General features: G+C 59.3%; 17 protein-coding genes and 1 pseudogene. 14 read left to right on the top strand and 4 right to left on the bottom strand.

All coding sequences use genetic code 11. From position 1 onward, the window contains the following. Positions 1 to 274: 274 nt before the first annotated feature. The 4 genes from iscR to sseB all read left to right on the top strand — a co-directional run bounded on the left by iscR (position 275) and on the right by sseB (position 4924). Entirely contained in the window at positions 275 to 772 is a 498-nt protein-coding gene (gene iscR, locus CINSTRO3249_RS03560; protein WP_074012216.1) for a Fe-S cluster assembly transcriptional regulator IscR, read from the top strand. A gap of 47 nt (positions 773 to 819) precedes the next feature. After that, the gene (locus tag CINSTRO3249_RS03555; protein WP_074012215.1) at positions 820 to 2013 is read left to right on the top strand and encodes an IscS subfamily cysteine desulfurase; all 1194 of its coding nucleotides are present in this window, start codon (positions 820 to 822) and stop codon (positions 2011 to 2013) included. Positions 2014 to 2722: 709 nt separating this feature from the next. Beyond that, positions 2723 to 4021 carry an aminopeptidase PepB gene (gene pepB, locus CINSTRO3249_RS03550; protein WP_074012214.1) on the top strand — a complete coding sequence of 433 codons (1299 nt, stop codon included), beginning with the start codon at positions 2723 to 2725 and terminating at the stop codon, positions 4019 to 4021. Between the two features lie 111 nt (positions 4022 to 4132). Then, a complete protein-coding gene (gene sseB / locus CINSTRO3249_RS03545) occupies positions 4133 to 4924 on the top strand; it encodes an enhanced serine sensitivity protein SseB (protein ID WP_074012213.1) in 792 nt (263 codons plus the stop codon). Between the two features lie 356 nt (positions 4925 to 5280). Here sseB and sseA read toward each other — a convergent pair whose 3' ends face one another. Further along, complete coding sequence (sseA, locus tag CINSTRO3249_RS03540) at positions 5281 to 6129, bottom strand: 3-mercaptopyruvate sulfurtransferase (protein ID WP_074012220.1); 849 nt, start codon at positions 6127 to 6129, stop codon at positions 5281 to 5283. Between the two features lie 299 nt (positions 6130 to 6428). Here sseA and ndk point away from each other — a divergent pair, with 299 nt between their 5' ends. The 10 genes from ndk to CINSTRO3249_RS03485 all read left to right on the top strand — a co-directional run bounded on the left by ndk (position 6429) and on the right by CINSTRO3249_RS03485 (position 16100). Next, entirely contained in the window at positions 6429 to 6860 is a 432-nt protein-coding gene (gene ndk / locus CINSTRO3249_RS03530; RefSeq protein WP_074012211.1) for a nucleoside-diphosphate kinase, read from the top strand. Positions 6861 to 7119: 259 nt separating this feature from the next. After that, positions 7120 to 8223: a dual-specificity RNA methyltransferase RlmN gene (locus CINSTRO3249_RS03525; protein WP_074012210.1), complete on the top strand. Its 1104-nt coding sequence runs from the start codon at positions 7120 to 7122 to the stop codon at positions 8221 to 8223. 67 nt (positions 8224 to 8290) lie between these two features. Further along, positions 8291 to 9061: a type IV pilus biogenesis/stability protein PilW gene (gene pilW, locus CINSTRO3249_RS03520; RefSeq protein WP_074012209.1), complete on the top strand. Its 771-nt coding sequence runs from the start codon at positions 8291 to 8293 to the stop codon at positions 9059 to 9061. Continuing rightward, positions 9051 to 10022, top strand: a complete 972-nt coding sequence (gene rodZ / locus CINSTRO3249_RS03515; protein ID WP_074012208.1) for a cytoskeleton protein RodZ — start codon at positions 9051 to 9053, stop codon at positions 10020 to 10022. The genes pilW and rodZ overlap by 11 nt, the downstream gene beginning before the upstream one ends. Before the next feature lie 36 nt (positions 10023 to 10058). Next, positions 10059 to 11180: a flavodoxin-dependent (E)-4-hydroxy-3-methylbut-2-enyl-diphosphate synthase gene (gene ispG, locus CINSTRO3249_RS03510; RefSeq protein WP_074012207.1), complete on the top strand. Its 1122-nt coding sequence runs from the start codon at positions 10059 to 10061 to the stop codon at positions 11178 to 11180. 18 nt (positions 11181 to 11198) lie between these two features. After that, the gene (gene hisS / locus CINSTRO3249_RS03505) at positions 11199 to 12476 is read left to right on the top strand and encodes a histidine--tRNA ligase (RefSeq protein ID WP_074012206.1); all 1278 of its coding nucleotides are present in this window, start codon (positions 11199 to 11201) and stop codon (positions 12474 to 12476) included. Between the two features lie 13 nt (positions 12477 to 12489). Next, positions 12490 to 13104, top strand: coding sequence for a YfgM family protein (locus CINSTRO3249_RS03500; RefSeq protein ID WP_074012205.1), 615 nt, complete (start codon positions 12490 to 12492; stop codon positions 13102 to 13104). Positions 13105 to 13114: 10 nt separating this feature from the next. Then, the gene (gene bamB / locus CINSTRO3249_RS03495; protein WP_074012204.1) at positions 13115 to 14296 is read left to right on the top strand and encodes an outer membrane protein assembly factor BamB; all 1182 of its coding nucleotides are present in this window, start codon (positions 13115 to 13117) and stop codon (positions 14294 to 14296) included. Positions 14297 to 14430: 134 nt separating this feature from the next. After that, positions 14431 to 15909, top strand: a complete 1479-nt coding sequence (gene der / locus CINSTRO3249_RS03490; protein WP_074012219.1) for a ribosome biogenesis GTPase Der — start codon at positions 14431 to 14433, stop codon at positions 15907 to 15909. A 5-nt stretch (positions 15910 to 15914) separates the two neighbouring features. Further along, a complete protein-coding gene (locus CINSTRO3249_RS03485; protein ID WP_074012203.1) occupies positions 15915 to 16100 on the top strand; it encodes a YfgJ family double zinc ribbon protein in 186 nt (61 codons plus the stop codon). Here the strand turns inward: CINSTRO3249_RS03485 and CINSTRO3249_RS03480 are convergent. The 3 genes and pseudogenes from CINSTRO3249_RS03480 to CINSTRO3249_RS16410 form a co-directional block, all read right to left on the bottom strand. After that, on the bottom strand, positions 16097 to 16471 hold the full coding sequence (locus CINSTRO3249_RS03480) for a protealysin inhibitor emfourin (RefSeq protein WP_125933109.1): 375 nt from the start codon (positions 16469 to 16471) through the stop codon (positions 16097 to 16099). The two genes, CINSTRO3249_RS03485 and CINSTRO3249_RS03480, sit on opposite strands and share 4 nt — an antisense overlap. Before the next feature lie 47 nt (positions 16472 to 16518). Beyond that, a complete protein-coding gene (locus CINSTRO3249_RS03475) occupies positions 16519 to 17562 on the bottom strand; it encodes a M4 family metallopeptidase (RefSeq protein WP_371441363.1) in 1044 nt (347 codons plus the stop codon). 639 nt (positions 17563 to 18201) lie between these two features. Continuing rightward, positions 18202 to 18311, bottom strand: a pseudogene (locus tag CINSTRO3249_RS16410) (IS110 family transposase); the annotation flags it as partial.

The following is an 18311-nucleotide window of genomic DNA, read 5'->3' as shown; positions in this document are numbered from 1 at the left end:
CATATGCTGTTTAACCAGCGTCTGATATCGGCGGGTAAGGCGAGAGTCAATCCCGCCAACAGATAGGTTGAAATCATTCTGCAAAGTAATAACAGGTATCACGATAAATGTGTAGATACCTATGCTTATTGGGGCAGGATTGCGCCGTCAGGCGTAAGAACCCTTGCCGTCGGAAAGGGAATAAATACTTGAGCAAATTACTCGGTTAAATAGTTGACTAATTTAGTCGGGAATGGCAGACTTTTGCTACGTTATTTCCACCGGTATTCTGATCATGAGACTGACTTCCAAAGGCCGCTATGCGGTCACCGCAATGCTTGATGTCGCCCTGCACTCCGGTAACGGGCCTGTGCCGCTCGCCGAAATTTCCGAGCGCCAGGGCATTTCCCTTTCCTATTTGGAACAGCTGTTTTCCCGCCTGCGCAAGCATGAACTGGTGGCCAGCGTGCGGGGACCCGGCGGCGGCTATTTACTGGGTCGGGACTCTGATAAGATTGCCGTTGGCGCGATTATCACCGCCGTGGATGATTCGGTAGACGCCACCCGCTGCCAGGGTAAAGAAGGCTGCCAAGGCGGCGACCGCTGCCTGACCCATACCCTCTGGCGCGATCTCAGCGTGCGCATCAGCGAGTTTCTTAACAACATCACCCTGGCCGAACTGGTGAGTAATGAAGAGATCCTTGACGTCGCCGATCGCCAGGACAACGACACCCGCCGTCCGCTTGCCAACGGTCGACCGCAGGAAACGATTAACGTCAACCTGCGCGCTTGAGTACAATAAGGGCATCCGCTGTTTTTGATGCCCGGAGTTAACGCTTCATGAAATTACCGATTTATCTTGATTACTCTGCCACCACGCCGGTTGACCCGCGGGTAGCGGAGAAGATGATGCAGCATCTTACGCTGGACGGTATTTTCGGTAATCCGGCTTCCCGCTCCCACCGCTATGGCTGGCAGGCAGAGGAAGCCGTTGATATCGCCCGTAATCACATCGCCGCCCTAATTGGGGCCGACCCCCGCGAAATCGTTTTCACTTCCGGCGCCACCGAGTCCGATAATCTGGCTCTTAAAGGGGCCGCTCACGCCTGCCGTGCCAAAGGTCGCCATATTATTACCGCTGTAACCGAACATAAGGCGGTATTGGACACCTGCCGGCAATTGGAGCAAGACGGTTTCAGTGTCAACTGGCTGGTGCCGCCGGCGAACGGCATTGTTACGCCACAGCAGTTAAGCGATGCGCTGCGTGATGATACGATTCTGGTGTCGTTGATGCATGTCAACAATGAAACCGGCGTGATTCAGGATATCGCGGCGTTCGGCGCACTGTGCCGCGAGCGCGGGGTGCTGTTGCATGTGGACGCCACCCAAAGCGTCGGGAAATTGCCCATCGATCTGGCCACCTTGCCGGTGGATCTGATGTCGTTCAGCGGCCATAAAGTGTATGGGCCGAAAGGCATCGGCGGGCTGTTCGTGCGCCGCACGCCGCGGGTACGGATCGAGGCGCAAATCCACGGCGGCGGCCACGAGCGCGGAATGCGCTCCGGGACGCTGCCGGTACATCAAATTGTCGGGATGGGGGAGGCCTATCACCTCGCGGCGCAGGCACTGGCGAGTGAAATGCCGCGCCTGCGCGATTTGCGTGATCGATTGTGGCAGGGACTGCAACAGATTGGCGGGGTGGCGGTCAATGGCGACCTGGATCAGGGCGTGGCGACGGTGCTGAACGTCAGCTTTCGCGACGTTGACGGCGAATCGCTTATCATGGCGCTAAAGGATCTGGCGGTGTCAACGGGTTCCGCCTGCACCTCCGCCAGCCTAGAGCCGTCCTATGTGCTGCGCGCGATGGGGCTCGATGAAGAGCTTGCCCACAGCTCCATCCGCTTCTCTTTAGGGCGCTTTACCACCTCTGAAGAAATAGACTACGCCATCAGCCAGACCCAAACGGCCATTGCGCGGCTGCGTGAGGTCGCGCCGCACTGCGCCGCCGGCGCCGCGAACTGGGTGCAACGCTAAGCCATAATGCAGGCGGCGCTGGGCAGTGCACAGGCGTCGCCGCCTCGCTGCGCTTAAGTTTAGGCCGGCGGCGTCGTGGCTTCGCTACGCTCCAGTTTAGGCCGGCGGCGTCGTGGCTTCGCTGCGCTCCAGTTTAGGCCGGCGTCGTCTTGGCTTCGCTGCGCTCCAGTTTAGGCCGGCGGCTTCGTGGCTTCGCTGCGCTTAAGTTTATGCCGGCGGCGTTGCAGCTTAGCTGCGCCATGGTTAATCCCGGCGGCGTTAGTTTACGCAGGTAGCGTCACCTTTCTCCGACTGCGCTATTGCGTGCAGATATTGACGCCAAGAGACGGCAGCGCCTCTATCCCGCGTTGCCTCAAACAGTCGGCGCTGCCGATCCGTCGAGGAGCCGTTTTCCGTCCCCCGATTTTGCCACCGCGGGCGTGGTCGTTGGGGTTAAACCGCCAGCGTAGCGGCACGCGCGGCCAAGACTCTACGGGACGAATTTGTCATTTTTCTGTCATCGGTTTCAACGACCATAACCCCGCCGCTGCTTTTCCCGCCAGTTGCCCGCGCCGGAAGAAAAACTGCTGGCGGCGGCCGTGAGTGTATGGTTAGATGAAACACAATAGCAGGCGGTCAGGCCAACCTGGCGGACGGGAACCGCGATGACACCCCACTGTACCGGATACGTACAGACGGCATTACTACCCTAAATTATTGGAGCAGTCTCATGATGACCGAAGCGATGCAGCTCACGCTTTCCACCGCGCCCGCCGAGGCGCGCTGGGGTGAAAAAGCGTTATTGAGCGCCGATGAGCGTGGAATGACCATCCATTTGACGGGTGATGACGTGTTAAGCGCCCTTCAGCGCGCGGGACGCAAAATTGACGGACAAGGGATAAAGCGGGTCGCGCTGGTGGGAGACACGTGGGATCTGGCGCGCTGCTGGGCGTTCTGGCAAGGCTATCGCGCGCCTAAAGGCGAGCGCCATGTGACATGGCCGACGCTGCCCGAGGCGGCGCAAAAGGAGCTGGAAAGCCGGCTGCAAATCGTTGACTGGGTGCGTCACACTATCAATACCCCGGCGGAAGAGCTCGGCCCGGAACAGTTGGCGCAGCGCGCGGTGGATATCATGTCTGCCGTGGCTGAAGATGCCATCAGCTATCGCATTATGAAAGCCGACGACCTGTTTGATAACCAGTATATGGGGTTGCATACCGTCGGCCGCGGCTCCGATCGCCAGCCGGTATTGCTGACGTTGGACTACAATCCCGGCGGCGACGCGCAGACGCCGGTGCTGGCTTGTCTGGTGGGTAAAGGGATAACCTTCGATACCGGCGGTTACAGCCTGAAGGGCAGCAGTTTTATGGATTCCATGAAGTCCGATATGGGCGGCGCCGCCACGCTGACCGGGGCGCTGGCGCTTGCCATCAGCCGCGGCCTGAACAAACGGGTGCGGCTGATTCTGTGCTGTGCCGACAATATGGTGAGCGGCAACGCCTTCAAACTGGGCGATATCATCCGTTATCGTAATGGCAAGTCGGTGGAAGTGATGAACACCGATGCGGAAGGCCGCCTGGTATTGGCGGACGGGCTTATTGACGCCAGTGCGGCCAAGCCGCAGCTGATTATCGATTGCGCCACCCTGACCGGCGCCGCAAAAACCGCGCTGGGCAATGATTATCATGCGTTGTTCAGCTTCGATGATGCCTTGGTGGCGGCGCTGATGCAAAGCGCCAGCGAAGAGAATGAACCCTTCTGGCGTCTGCCGCTGGCGGAGTTCCACCGTCAGCATCTGCCGTCCAATTTTGCCGATATGAGCAATGTAGCGGGCGGCGCGCACAGCGCGGGCGCCAGTACTGCCGCGGCGTTTTTATCCCATTTCGTGGATAATTATCGTCAGGGCTGGCTACACATTGACTGCTCCGCCACCTACCGTAAAGGCGCGGTAGATCAATGGTCCGCCGGCGCGACCGGGCTGGGCGTACGTACGCTGGCCAATCTGCTGCTGGCGCGGGCGCAGGACTGATGCCGATGCCCGTCAATGCGCCTGTCGCCTCTATGGCCGTAACAGCCCGCGCGCGGGCCGATCATCCGCTTGACATGATGGCCGCTCAGGCGGCGCCTGGAATTGCAAAGTATGACGACCTCACAAGATAACGCGCTGGAGCAGGCGCTGCAGCGCGCCGCCGGCGAGCCGGCTTATCGCCCGGCTTTTTTCAAACTGTTGCTGGCCGCGACGGTATATGTGCCGGGCGAAGCCGGCGCTGATTGGATAGCCGGCGCCGCGCGCGACGGCGCATCGCCGGTCACGTTACAGCATTGGGAAAAACAAGATGGTGGCTCCGCCATCCCCTTTTTTACCTCGGTGGCCGCGCTGGAAAGGGCCGTGGCGGGTCCCCAGCCTTTCGTCGCGCTGCCGGTGCGCACGTTGTTTGCCATGACCGCCGGCGCGGAGCTATTTCTCAATCCCAAGCTGCCTTACGGCAAATCTTTCGCGCCCGATGAAGTGGCGGCCCTGTTGAGCAACGACGGTGACGCGTTGACAGAACGGCAGGTTATGGAGGGGGAAACGCGAATGACCCTCAGCGAGCCTGAAGACATGCCGGCACAGATGGTGGACTCGCTGACTGCTTTATTTACGCAATATAAGCAAGTGCGGCGGGCCTTCCTGGTCCAGGTGCGGGACGATGCGGAGCAAGAGCCGCATTGGCTAATCGGTCTGGAGTGCGACAGCGACGCCGAGGAGGCCATTCAGGCAACAGGGCAGGTGGCAACCGATACCGCGCCGGACGAACTGCCGGTGGATATTTGCCTGGTGGAAGAGGGTGAGGCGGGCATCAGCCATTATTTCCTCCATCATATCACCCCGTTTTACGAACGGCGCTGGGGCAGCTGGCTACGATCGGTTAAAGGCGGTGTCCAGTCCTAGCTATCCACCCCAGGCGTCGATAGGGCTAAAACAATCGCTTTACGCCGACGGAGGGCAGTGGCGCAGGAGTGGCGCCACGGCCGCTGCGGTTCGTCCGACGCTTCGCGGTCAAACCCACCAACGAGCAGCCCGGCGCTTGAGTCGCTATGCCACCGAGCGTTATTGGGTGCCGGCGCTTGAGCCGCTCGCCACCGAGGGTCATTTAATGCCGGCGCTTGAGCCGCTATGCTGCCGAGCGTTATTTGGTGCCGGCGCTTGAGCCGCTCGCCACCGAGGGTCATTTAATGCCGGCGCTTGAGCCGCTCGCCACCGAGCGTTATGTAATGCCGGCGCTTGAACCGCAATGCCACCGAGCGTTATTTGACGTCGGCGATGGGTGTATCGCTACGGGCGCCCCATTCGCTCCAGGAGCCGTCATACAGGCTGATGTCCTGCGCGCCCAGCGCCGTGAGAGCCAGCACCGCCACCGCCGCGGTGACGCCGGAGCCGCAACTGGCAACGATCGGCAGCCCGGGGTCAATGCCCGCCTGGCGTAGTTGTTCTGCCAGCACCTGCAGGGGCTTTAGCTGCCCGTCTTGCACCAACTGATTCCAGGGTAAATTCAGGCTGCCGGGGATATGACCGCGCAGCAGGCCGGGGCGGGGCTCCGGCGCCTCGCCGCGAAAGCGCGCGGCGGGGCGGGCATCGACAATTTGCGCCGAGCCGTCGGTGCTGATACGGCGGATGTCGTCGAGTGAACGCACCCGATTGGCCGAGATACGCGGGGTAAATGTTTGCGGCGCGGGCGCCGGTTGCCCTTCTTCCAGCGGCAGGCAGGCACGCCGCCACCCGTCCAGCCCTCCCGCCAGCAGCGACACCTGCCGGACGCCGCTGGTTTGCAGCATCCACCAGGCGCGCGGGGCAGAAAACAATGAACCGTCGTCGTAAATGACGCAGTGGTGTGCGTCGCTAACGCCGAGCGCGCCCATATCGCGGGCAAACTGCGCCGGGGATGTCAGCATATGCGGCAGGGGAGTGGCGCTATCGGACAAGGCCTCTATATCGAAAAATACTGCACCGGGCAGATGGCCCGCGTGAAATTCGGCAACACTTTCACGCGGCCCCTGATAACCGGGCGGCAGCATGCGCGCGTCCAGAATACGTACTTGGGGATCATCGAGATGTTGCTGCAGCCAGGCTTGGGTAACGAATAACGATTGGGTCATCATAGGCTCCGTCTCGGCGTGCGTCGGGCATTGTGCCGGCGCCATCGCATGACAGGCATTGTCGGTTTTTTTTCCGTTGGCATCAAGACGGGGTGGCTGCGGATGGCGCAGGGTGCACCAATGGGAGCCGTGCGGCGCGGCGCAGGCAGGGCGCCCTCGACGCGGGGCGTTTTTTTTAATGAAATGTTATTTTTAAAGGTAGCGGAGCGCGCCCCGCGCCCCTATAATCTGCGCCACTTGCACCGGCCGACGTAACAGCGAATTAGCGCGGCCATAACAAAAACCACCTAGAGGTTCTTATGACCATCGAACGCACCTTTTCCATTATCAAGCCGAACGCCGTGGCCAAAAACGTCATCGGTGCCATTCTGCAGCGTTTTGAAAGCACCGGGCTGACCGTGGTTGGCGCGAAAATGCTCCAGCTGACCCGTGAACAGGCGGAAGGGTTCTATGCCGAACATAAAGGCAAGCCTTTCTTCGATAGCCTGGTGGATTTTATGATCTCCGGCCCCATCCTGGTGCAGGTACTGGAAGGCGAAGACGCCGTGCGTCGCAATCGTGAAATCATGGGCGCCACCAACCCGGCCAATGCTCTGGCCGGCACCCTGCGTGCTGATTATGCCGACAGCTTTACCGAGAACGCGGTGCACGGTTCGGATTCCGCTGAATCTGCCGCGCGCGAAATCGCTTATTTCTTTGCCGATGGCGAAGTTTGCGCCCGTATTCGCTAATCCTTGCCGCACAACAGAGAAAAAAGGCCTGCTTCACCTTTTAAGCCAGGCAGCTCTGCGCTAAAATCAGTGTCCAATGCGCCCCGGATGAGGTGGTTATCCGCACTCGGCCGGGGCATTTCTTTATGTATTTCGCGCCATAACGTGTAATAACGTGTAATAACGAGGCTTGCAACAAAATGATGTCTGAACAAGTGTTGTCTGAACTTTCACCCGTGCGGCAGCGTCCGCTTTCCCTGCGCCCGCAGCCCAGCAAAAATTGAACCTGCTTGATATGAACCGCCAGCAGCTGCGCGAGTTTTTTTCATCGCTGGGGGAAAAACCTTTCCGCGCCGATCAGGTGATGAAATGGATGTATCACTATTGCTGCGATGATTTTGATCAGATGACGGACATCAACAAGCATTTACGCGCCAGGCTGAAAGCGCTGGCGGAAATCCGCGCGCCGGAAGTCGCCGAGGAGCAGCGCTCCGCCGACGGCACCATCAAATGGGCCATCAAGGTGGGCGACCAGCAGGTCGAGACGGTCTACATCCCCGAGGACGATCGCGCCACGCTGTGCGTCTCCTCCCAGGTCGGTTGCGCGCTACAATGCACTTTCTGCTCCACCGCGCAGCAGGGCTTCAACCGTAATCTCCGGGTGTCGGAAATTATCGGCCAGGTTTGGCGCGCGGCGAAGATCATCGGCGCCGCCAAGGTCACCGGCCAGCGTCCCATCACCAATGTGGTCATGATGGGCATGGGCGAGCCGCTGCTCAACCTCACCAATGTGGTGCCGGCAATGGAGATTATGCTGGACGATTTCGGCTTCGGGCTGTCCAAGCGGCGCGTCACGCTGTCCACCTCCGGCGTCGTGCCGGCCCTGGAGAAGCTTGGCGATATGATAGACGTGGCGCTGGCTATCTCGCTCCATGCGCCGAACGATACCATTCGCGACGAAATTGTGCCGATTAACCGCAAGTACAATATCGAAACCTTCCTGTCGGCGGTGCGCCGTTATCTTGACAAATCCAACGCCAATCAGGGCCGCGTGACGGTGGAATATGTCATGCTCGATCACATCAACGACGGGACCGAGCACGCGCATCAACTGGCGGAATGTTTAAAAGATACGCCGTGCAAGATTAACCTTATTCCCTGGAACCCGTTCCCCGGCGCCCCTTACGGCCGCAGTTCCAATAGCCGGGTAGACCGTTTCGCCAAGGTGCTGATGGGCTACGGGTTTACGACTATTGTGCGTAAAACGCGCGGCGACGATATCGATGCCGCCTGTGGGCAACTGGCGGGAGAGGTGATCGACCGTACCAAGCGTACCCTGCGTAAACGTATGAACGGCGAATCAATTGCGGTGAAGGCGGTTTGATGGCAAGCGTTGGCGCTGGCCTTTGACCCACGTTAATGGAAATAACGCGACTGAAACGGGAACCGGCATGAAGCTGATTCGGATGGGTGGAGTGGCAGTTATCATCGCTCTTTTGGGCGGTTGTGCCGGCGATAGCCGGCAGGCGCAGGGCGACGCGCCGTTACCACAGGCGACGCCGCAATCCGCTCCCACGCGCTTGCAACTGGGGATGGCCTATTTGGCGGCGGGTAATCTGGATGCCGCCCGGCAGAATCTGTCGATGGCGGTGAAAGCCGCGCCCGACGATTACCGGACCCAGCTCGGTATGGCGCAGTACGAGCAGCGGATCGGCGAAACCGCCGCCGCGGAGAACCGCTATCGCCTGGCCTTAAAACTGGCGCCGCAAAACAGCGAAGTTCTGAATAATTACGGTGCGTTTTTATGTGGTTTAGGGCAGTATGTACCGGCGCAACAGCAGTTTGCCGCTGCTGCGCAATCGGCGGATTATAGTGAGGTGGCCGATAGTCTGGAGAGCGCCGGCTACTGTTTTTTCACGTCAGGGGACGATGCACAGGCGCGTACCTTGCTCTCGCGTGCGCTGAAGTATGATCCTGAAAAAGGCGTGGCGCTGGTGTCTGAAGCGAACCGGCAATTAACGGCGGGTCGAGCGGACAGAGCGCAGCGGCTTTTGGATATTTACCAACATGTGCTTCCGGCCAGCGCCGAAAGTTTATGGTTACAGATTCGTTTCGCTGCGTTAGCCAACCGGCCGAATGACGTGCAACGTTATGGCACACGGCTTGCGCGAAGTTTTCCACAATCCGAACAGTACCAGCAATTCTTAGCTAATGAATACTGAAGCCCTGCAAGATCAAGCATCAACCACCACGGGCGGACGACTGCGTCAAGCCCGCGAAAATATGGGATTAAGCCAGCAGGCGGTGGCCGAGCGGCTGTGTCTGAAGGTGTCCACAGTGCGGGATATCGAAGACGATCACGTTAATCCCAATCTCGCCTCGACGTTTCTGCGCGGCTATATCCGCTCTTATGCGCGCCTGGTGCACATTTCTGAAGAAGAACTAACGCCAATGATGGCCAAGCAGGCGCCGATAAAGGCCTCGAAGGTGGCGCCGATGCAGAGCTTTTCGCTGGGCAAGACCCGCAAGAAGCGCGACGGCTGGCTGATGGGGTTCACCTGGCTTATCCTGTTTGTGGTGATTGGTCTGACGGGCGCCTGGTGGTGGCAAAATCATCAGGCCCAGCAGCAGGATATCGCCAACATGGCCGATCAATCCTCCGCCCAGTTATCGCGGGGGGAAGATGCCACCTCGGTACCGCTTGGCGATGGCGCGGACGACGTCGGCCAGCCGCCGGCGGATCAGCCGGCCGAGGCGGATACTGGCGCGCCGTCCGCGGCGCCGTCTTCATCACCCGCAAGCGCAGTGCCCGCCCCTGACATCGCCGGCCAGACCGCCGGCAGAACGTCGCCGGCGGTGGTCAGCCCCTCAGCGGCGCAAAGCGCGGCCGCGCCGACAGCGCCCGCCGCACCGGAGACCGGCGCCGCTGATGCCGACGGCAATACGCTGGTGATGAATTTTACCGGCGACTGCTGGCTGGAAGTGTTTGATGCCGGCGGCAAGAAGCTTTTCAGCGGTACACAGCATAGCGGCGGCAGGCTGAATCTCACCGGCCAGGCGCCGTACAAATTAAAAATCGGTGCCCCTGCCGCGGTGCAGGTTCAGTATCAGGGCAAGCCGGTGGATCTGAGCCGGTTCATCCGGTCAAATCAGGTTGCGCGACTGACCGTGGCCGCCCAGTAAAGAGTAAAGCCAGTCGGCAAGGTTGGAGAAAGATCAATGCATAATTCCGCACCCATAACCCGTCGAAAATCGAAGCGTATTTACGTCGGCAAGGTGCCGGTAGGTGACGGCGCCCCCATTGCGGTGCAGTCAATGACCAACACCCGTACCACCGATGTCGCGGCGACGGTGCAACAGATACAGGCGCTTGAGCGCGTCGGTGTTGATATCGTGCGTGTGTCGGTGCCCACCATGGACGCCGCCGAAGCGTTCAAACTTATCAAACAGCAGGTCGCTGTTCCGCTGGTGGCGGATATCCATTTCGATTATCGCATCGCGCTGAAAGTCGCCGAATATGGCGTTGACTGTTTGCGTATCAATCCCGGCAACATCGGCAACGAGGGGCGTATCCGTTCCGTGGTGGATTGCGCGCGCGATAATAATATTCCGATTCGCATCGGCGTTAACGCCGGCTCCCTTGAGCGTGATCTACAGGAAAAGTATGGCGAACCCACGCCGGAGGCCTTATTGGAATCGGCCATGCGCCATGTGGACATCCTTGACCGGCTCAATTTCGATACGTTCAAGGTCAGCGTGAAAGCCTCCGACGTGTTCCTGGCGGTGCAATCCTACCGTCTTTTGGCCTCGCGCATCGATCAGCCGTTGCATCTGGGTATCACCGAGGCCGGCGGCGCCCGTAGCGGGGCGGTGAAATCAGCCATTGGTCTTGGCCTGCTGTTAAGCGAAGGCATCGGCGATACGCTGCGCATCTCGCTGGCGGCGGACCCGGTTGAGGAAGTAAAGGTCGGTTTCGACATTTTAAAATCGCTGCGTATTCGCGCCCGCGGCATCAACTTCATCGCCTGCCCGACGTGTTCGCGCCAGGAATTTGATGTTATCGGCACCGTCAATGCCCTGGAGCAGCGGCTGGAGGACATCGTCACGCCAATGGATGTGTCCATTATCGGCTGTGTGGTGAATGGTCCCGGCGAAGCGCTGGTGTCCACGCTGGGTGTGACCGGCGGCCATAACAAAAGCGGCTACTACGAAGACGGCGTTCGCCAGCGCGAGCGTTTCGATAATGAACTGATGATCGACCAATTAGAGGCCCGTATCCGCGCGAAAGCGGCGATGCTGGACGAGAATAATCGCATCACGGTCAATCTGATAGAAAAATAACACAGGTAGAGATTCGACATGGCAAAGAACATCCAGGCCATTCGCGGCATGAACGACTATTTGCCGGAAGAGACGGCATTCTGGCAGCGCGTGGAAGGGACACTCAAAGACGTGCTGGCCAGCTACGGCTACAGTGAAATCCGCCTGCCGATCGTCGAGCAGACCCCGCTGTTCCAGCGGGCTATCGGTGAAGTCACCGATGTGGTGGAAAAAGAGATGTACAGCTTCGCCGATCGCAACGGCGACAGCCTGACCCTGCGTCCTGAGGGCACCGCCGGCTGCGTACGCGCCGGCATTGAACACGGTTTGCTGTACAATCAGGAACAGCGGTTATGGTATGTGGGGCCGATGTTTCGCTATGAGCGTCCACAGAAAGGCCGCTACCGTCAGTTCCACCAGATGGGCGCCGAGGTATTTGGTCAGCAAGGACCGGATGTTGACGCCGAGCTTATTTTGCTGACCGCCCGCTGGTGGCGTGCGTTGGGTATCCAGGAACATGTGGCGCTGGAGCTGAATTCCATCGGTTCGCTGGAGGCGCGCGCACGCTACCGCGAGGCGCTGGTGGCGTTTTTGCGCCAGCATGAAGACCGCCTGGATGAAGATTGCCGCCGACGCATGCACACCAATCCGATGCGGGTATTGGACACCAAGAACCCCGATATTCAGGCGCTGCTCAACGACGCACCGGTTCTGACCGATTATCTTGATGAAGATTCTCAGGCCCACTTTTCCGGTCTGTGTGAACTTTTAGACCTGGCCGGCATCCCATATACGGTTAATCCGCGTTTGGTGCGCGGCCTGGATTATTACAACCGGACAGTGTTCGAGTGGGTAACCACCCGTTTGGGGTCGCAGGGCACCGTTTGCGGCGGCGGCCGCTACGATGGTCTGGTGGAACAGCTGGGCGGTCGCGCCACCCCCGCCGTGGGCTTCGCCATGGGGCTGGAGCGGCTGGTGCTGCTGCTGGTGCAGGCGGTCAACCCGGATTTCGCCGCCGCAGCGCGTGTGGATGCCTATCTGGTGGCGGCCGGGGACGGCGTGCAGCGTGAGGCGCTGCGGCTGGCGGAGCAGTTGCGTGATGCGCTGCCTTCCCTGCGGCTGATGACCAATTACGGCGGCGGTAGTTTCAAAAAACAATTTGGCCGTGCCGACAAGCACGGCGCTCGCGTCGCGCTGGTTCTGGGAGAAAGCGAAGCGGCGGCGGGGCAGGTAGTGGTGAAGGATCTGGCCACGGGTAACCAGGAAACGCTGGCGCAGAGCGATGTCGCCGCGCGGCTGGCATCGATTTTAGGTTAAGGAGAAGGGCACCGTGGAAGTCTACAGCACTGATAACGAACAGCGCGACGCGCTGCGCCGTTTTTTTGTCGATAACGGCAAGGCGCTGGCGATAGGCGTCGTGCTCGGCGTTGGCGCTCTGGTGGGCTGGCGTTACTGGCACAATCACCACAACGACGCCATGATGGCGGCATCAAGCGCCTGGCAGCCGGTGAACGCCGGTCTGAGCGGCCAGGCGGCCCAACCGCAGCTGGACGCCGCGCAGCATTTCGCCGACGCCAACGACAATAACTATGGCGCGCTGACCTCGATGGGGCTGGCGCGTCAATTCGCCGAGCGGGGCGATTTCCCGGCCGCGGAGAAGCAGTTGCAAAAAGCGCTCGGCCAGACCCGCGAGGCCAATCTGCAATCGCTTATCAATCTGCGGCTGGCGCGCGTGCAATTGCAGCAGAAAAACGTCGATGGCGCGTTGAAAACCCTCGACGGCGTGAAGGAGCAGGGATGGACGGCGCTGGCGGAGGATACCCGTGGCGATGCGCAAGTGATCAAAGGCGATCAACAGGCCGCGCGCGCCGCTTATGAAAAAGCGCTGCAGTCCGGCGCGCCGCAGGCGCTGGTGCGTATGAAACTGAATAATCTGTCCAGCTGAGAGGGACCCCATGCAATTGCGTAAGACGATGTTTGTAGGACTGTTATCGGTCACCCTGCTCAGCGGGTGCGCGTGGTTCAGCGGCGAAGAAGACGTAGTCACCATGTCGCCGCTGCCCAAAGTGGACAATCAATTTCAACCAACGACGGTATGGAGCCGCTCGGTCGGTAGCGGTTCCGGCGAATACTACTCCAACTTGCACCCCGCCTGGCTGGATGCCCGCGTCTTCGCGGCGGATCGCCGTGGCGTGGTGAAAGCGCTGGATGTGGACAGCGGCAAAGAGATTTGGTCGACCAACCTTTCCATCCATACCGGTTTCTTCTCGCGCAATCGCCCGGCACAGCTTTCCGGCGGCGTAGCGGCGGCGGGCTCGCGGGTGTACGTGGGCAGCGAGCTGGCCAAGGTTTACGCGCTAGACGCCGAAGACGGCAGCGTCGCCTGGGAAGCGACGGTCGCCGGCGAGGCCCTGTCTACGCCGTTGGTCAGCGATGGTGTGGTGCTTGTCCATACCAGCAACGGCATGTTACAGGCGCTAAACGAGGCCGACGGCGCGGTAAAATGGACCGTCAACCTAGATGTGCCGCCGCTGACGCTGCGCGGCGAATCCTCGCCGACGACGGCGTTTGGCGCCGCGATTGTGGGCGGTGATAACGGCCGGGTCAGTGCGGTCATGATCAATCAGGGCCAGCTGATTTGGCAGCAGCGTATCTCGCAGCCGAGCGGCGCCACCGAAATCGCCCGCATCAACGATGTGCAGACCACGCCGGTCGTGGTGAACGGCGTCGTGTACGCCCTGGCCTACAACGGCAACCTTGCGGCGCTGGATCTGCGCTCCGGCCAGGTGATGTGGTCGCGGGAAATCGGTTCGGTAACCAATCTGCTGGTGGACGGCGGCCGGATTTACCTGGTGGATCAAAATGACCGCGTTATTGCGGTAGAAACCCAGGGCGGGGTCATCGTTTGGCGTCAGAGCGAGCTGCTGCACCGTAACCTGACCTCGCCGGTGCTGTATAATGGCTACATAGTCACCGGCGACTCGGAAGGCTACCTGCATTGGATCAACACCGATGATGGCCGGTTCGTCGCTCAGCAAAAAGTGGATAGCGCCGGGCTGCTGGGTGCTCCTATTGTTGCCGGCGATAAACTTATCGTGCAGGCAAAAAATGGCGAGGTTTACGCCATTACCCGCTAAGGCGTGCTATCATCCGGCGCCGGTAGCTGGATACGCGCTTGCCGCAACGGCTCCTGACATGTTCAGGAGCCGTTTTGTCTTATATAATCGCTCCTGTGCAGTTTTGCCGTTTTTTACCTGATGAGGTTGTAATAATGATACCTGTCGTCGCGCTGGTCGGGCGCCCGAATGTAGGAAAATCCACTTTATTTAATCGACTAACGCGCACTCGTGATGCGCTAGTGGCGGATTTTCCGGGGCTGACGCGTGACCGCAAGTATGGTCGTGCCGAATGGGAAGGCCATGAATTTATCGTTATTGATACCGGCGGTATTGATGGCACTGAGGAAGGGGTGGAAACCCGCATGGCCGGCCAGTCGCTGGTGGCGATTGAAGAGGCCGACATCGTGCTGTTCATGGTGGACGGACGCGCCGGGCTGATGGCGGCCGATAAAGGGATTGCCAGGCATCTGCGCAGCCGCGAGAAAACCACGGTGATTGTCGCCAATAAAACCGACGGGATCGACGCCGACAGCGCGGTGGGGGATTTTTATTCCCTGGGCATGGGGGAGATCTTTCCGATCGCCGCCTCGCACGGGCGCGGCATCAACAGTTTGCTAGAGCAGGTTCTGCTGCCGCTGGTAAGCGATGGTTTGCCGGCGGCGGAGGCGGACGACGAGGACGAATTTGCGCCCTGGCCTGACGACGAGGCCGAGGCGCTGGCGCGGGAAGAAGAAGAGGAGCCTTTTGATCCGCAATCGCTGCCGATAAAGCTTGCCATCGTCGGGCGTCCCAATGTCGGTAAATCCACGCTCACCAACCGCATTCTCGGCGAAGAGCGCGTGGTGGTCTTTGACATGCCCGGCACCACCCGCGACAGTATTTATATTCCCATGGTACGCGACGAGCGGGAGTATGTCCTGATCGATACCGCCGGCGTGCGCAAGCGCGGCAAAGTCACGGAAACCGTCGAGAAATTCTCCGTCATCAAAACGCTGCAGGCTATCGAAGATGCCAATGTCGTATTGCTGGTCATCGATGCCCGTGAAGGCATTTCCGATCAGGATTTGTCGCTGTTGGGTTTTATCCTCAACAGTGGCCGCTCGCTGGTCATTGCGGTCAATAAATGGGATGGCCTGTCCAGCGAGACGCGTGACGAGGTGAAAGAAGCGCTGGATCATCGTCTCGGCTTTATCGATTTTGCCCGCGTGCATTTCATCTCGGCCCTGCACGGCAGCGGCGTCGGCAATCTGTTTGAATCGGTGAATGAAGCCTACCAATGTGCCACCAAGCGGGTGAGCACTGCGCTTCTGACCCGCATCATGCGCATGGCGGTGGACGAACATCAGCCGCCGCTGGTGCGCGGTCGCCGCGTTAAACCCAAATATGCCCATGCCGGTGGCTACAACCCACCGATCGTGGTGATCCACGGTACGCAGGTGAAAGATTTGCCGGATACCTATAAGCGCTATTTGATGAACTATTTCCGCCGTTCGCTGGAGATAATGGGTACGACGATCCGCATTCAGTTTAACGAGGCCACCAACCCCTTCGCCGGGCGGCGCAATACCCTGACACCGACGCAGCTGCGTAAACGCAAGCGGCTGATGAGTCACATCAAGAAAAACAAATAAGCGTGATGGACATGGCACACTGTGAGATTTGCCAACAGCCGCTGGTCACGGCGGGCAATAAGCTGCATTGTCCCGCCTGCGGGCAGCCGCTCGAGATCTTGAAAGCCTGCGGCGCGGTGGACTATTTTTGCCCCCACGGCGACGGCCTCATCGCTAAAAAACGGGTGACGCTGACGCTCGTCACCTGCTAGGTCGGGTCATGGGGTGCCGGCGGAACGTCGTCCAATTGTCCGTGACGCCACAACGTCTGCAGCTCGGGCGGCGCATTTTGTTCCGGCACCAGTAACTCCAGCTCGTTTGCGCCGGCTGCGCCGTCAGCGCGATAAAAGATCTGGATACGAAAGTAACGCTGGTCGCCGCGTCCCGGCGCGCTATCGCCGCGGGGCGGCTGAGCCAGCGGCGCCGCCCGGTTGATGAGGGCGCATAACCTTTCGCGTTCAGGCGGCGGCAAATCCCCTAGCACGAAACGCTGCTGACCCGTTAGCGCGGGAATAAAGGCGAAGCCGCCCTCCCGCGATAGTGCAATCACGGTATGGTTATCCAAAACAGGTATTCTGCCCATGCTGTCCTCCCGGGGGCTGCGACAATTTCCCGCCGAACCGACCCCCCTTACGTTAAGACACCCACCTGCCGCCAGGCGTTCTCGACAACCTCGCCGGTTTCCGCGTCGAATTGCTCTAGAGCATGACTCACGGTCAGTCGCGCGAAATCAGCAAAGCTGGCGTTCTGCAGCAGTTTTTTATCCGTCAGCGTAGCGTACCAGATGGTGCCGGCCTTTTCCCAGGCATTGCCGCCCAGGGCGATAGCCGTCAGGTAGAAGGCACGATTGGGGATGCCGGAATTAAGATGGACGCCGCCATTATCTTGGCGGGTGTGGACGAAGTTGGCCATGTCTGCCGGCTGCGGATCCTTGCCCAGCACCGGATCATCATAGGCGGTGCCGGGAGCCGACATGGAGCGCAGCCCTTTGCCCTGGACTCCGTCGGCCAACAAACCCGCGCCGATAAACCAATCCGCCTGTTGCGCGGTTTGTTGCATATGGTATTGTTTTACCAAGGAACCAAAGACATCGGAAAGCGATTCATTCAGCGATCCCGCCTGTTCAAAGTAAATTAGGTTGGCTTCATGTTCCGTTACGCCATGGGTCAACTCATGAGCCACGACATCAAGCGCAATTGTGAAACGGTTAAAGATCTCGCCATCGCCATCGCCATCGCCGAACACCATTCGCTCCCCATCCCAGAACGCATTTTGATAAGCACTACCGTAATGAACGGTACCGACCAGCGGCAATCCTTTTGCATCCAGCGAGTTACGCTTAAATACCCGCCAATAAAAATCGTATGTGACGCCCAAATAGTCATAAGCTTCATCAACCGCCACATCCTTCCCCGACGATTGTCCTTCCTGCCGCACTTTTACACCGGGCAGATTCATACTGTTGCGGGCATCATATATCGTACGTTTGATCTTTCCCGGCGGTTGCGCGTGTGACTGTTGTGCAACCGCTGGCGTGCGGCCCATTAGGTTATGCACGTGGGTGAGGGTATGGCGCGCAAACAAGCGCTGATGCTCATTCCCTTTTTCCATGATGCGTTCTAAAAGGTAGGGGGGGATGACGCTGGCAAAACGCGAGCAGCGGATGTCCATCATAGCAAACCTCCTGCATTTGGAGAAATGACCCCGCCGCTATAAAGGGAAGCTCGACGGGCAAACGAACAATTAGAATGAATCGTAATTATAAATTCTCATAAAAAGTGGTATAATTATTATTTGTTCTGCTAATTATAAGTAAAAACTGGGCTGATGCCTTGGGGCCAACGGCGGGCGCTAGTGCTGCAGGGGGCGACGACGGCCAAACTGCCGCGCGTGCTGCGGCATGAGGAGCAATAGCGGCGAAACAGAGCGGACGCGCGCGTTGGTCAAGGTTTGCGCCTTGGCGCTGCAGCGGCTATGAGGGTAATGCTCGCAACGGGAGACAGGTCGAGTGAGTGCCTAATGCCTACGACAATAGTCAATAGCAGGAAACCGCTGCCATTTCACTTCAGCCTTGGCGCGGGCATCGGGGTGGGTAAAGCGCGCATAAAAAAACCGGCCGCCGGCCGGTTGATGCTTCTGTTAGCGCGGGCTTAGGAAGCCAAATAGCGATAGATGACCGAGATATCGCTTTCGCCATGGCCGGCGTCTACTGCCTGCTGCCAGATCTCACTGATACGTTGTAACCCCGGTAGATTACGCGAGTCCGCCGCCTTGAGCGCATAGGTATCTACACATCAGATACCGTCTTGCTCATCATGATGCAAGAGCTATATTTTCATCGAAGGGTATTCCAGATTTTAAGACACCATAAGCTAATTGGAGTAATTTTCGCATTGCCGCGCAGATGCCTACTTTACCTCCTT

It is taken from the genome of Candidatus Sodalis sp. SoCistrobi (genome assembly GCF_900143145.1).
Classification (GTDB): Bacteria; Pseudomonadota; Gammaproteobacteria; order Enterobacterales; family Enterobacteriaceae; genus SoCistrobi.
This window is presented reverse-complemented; position numbering and strand designations above follow the sequence as displayed.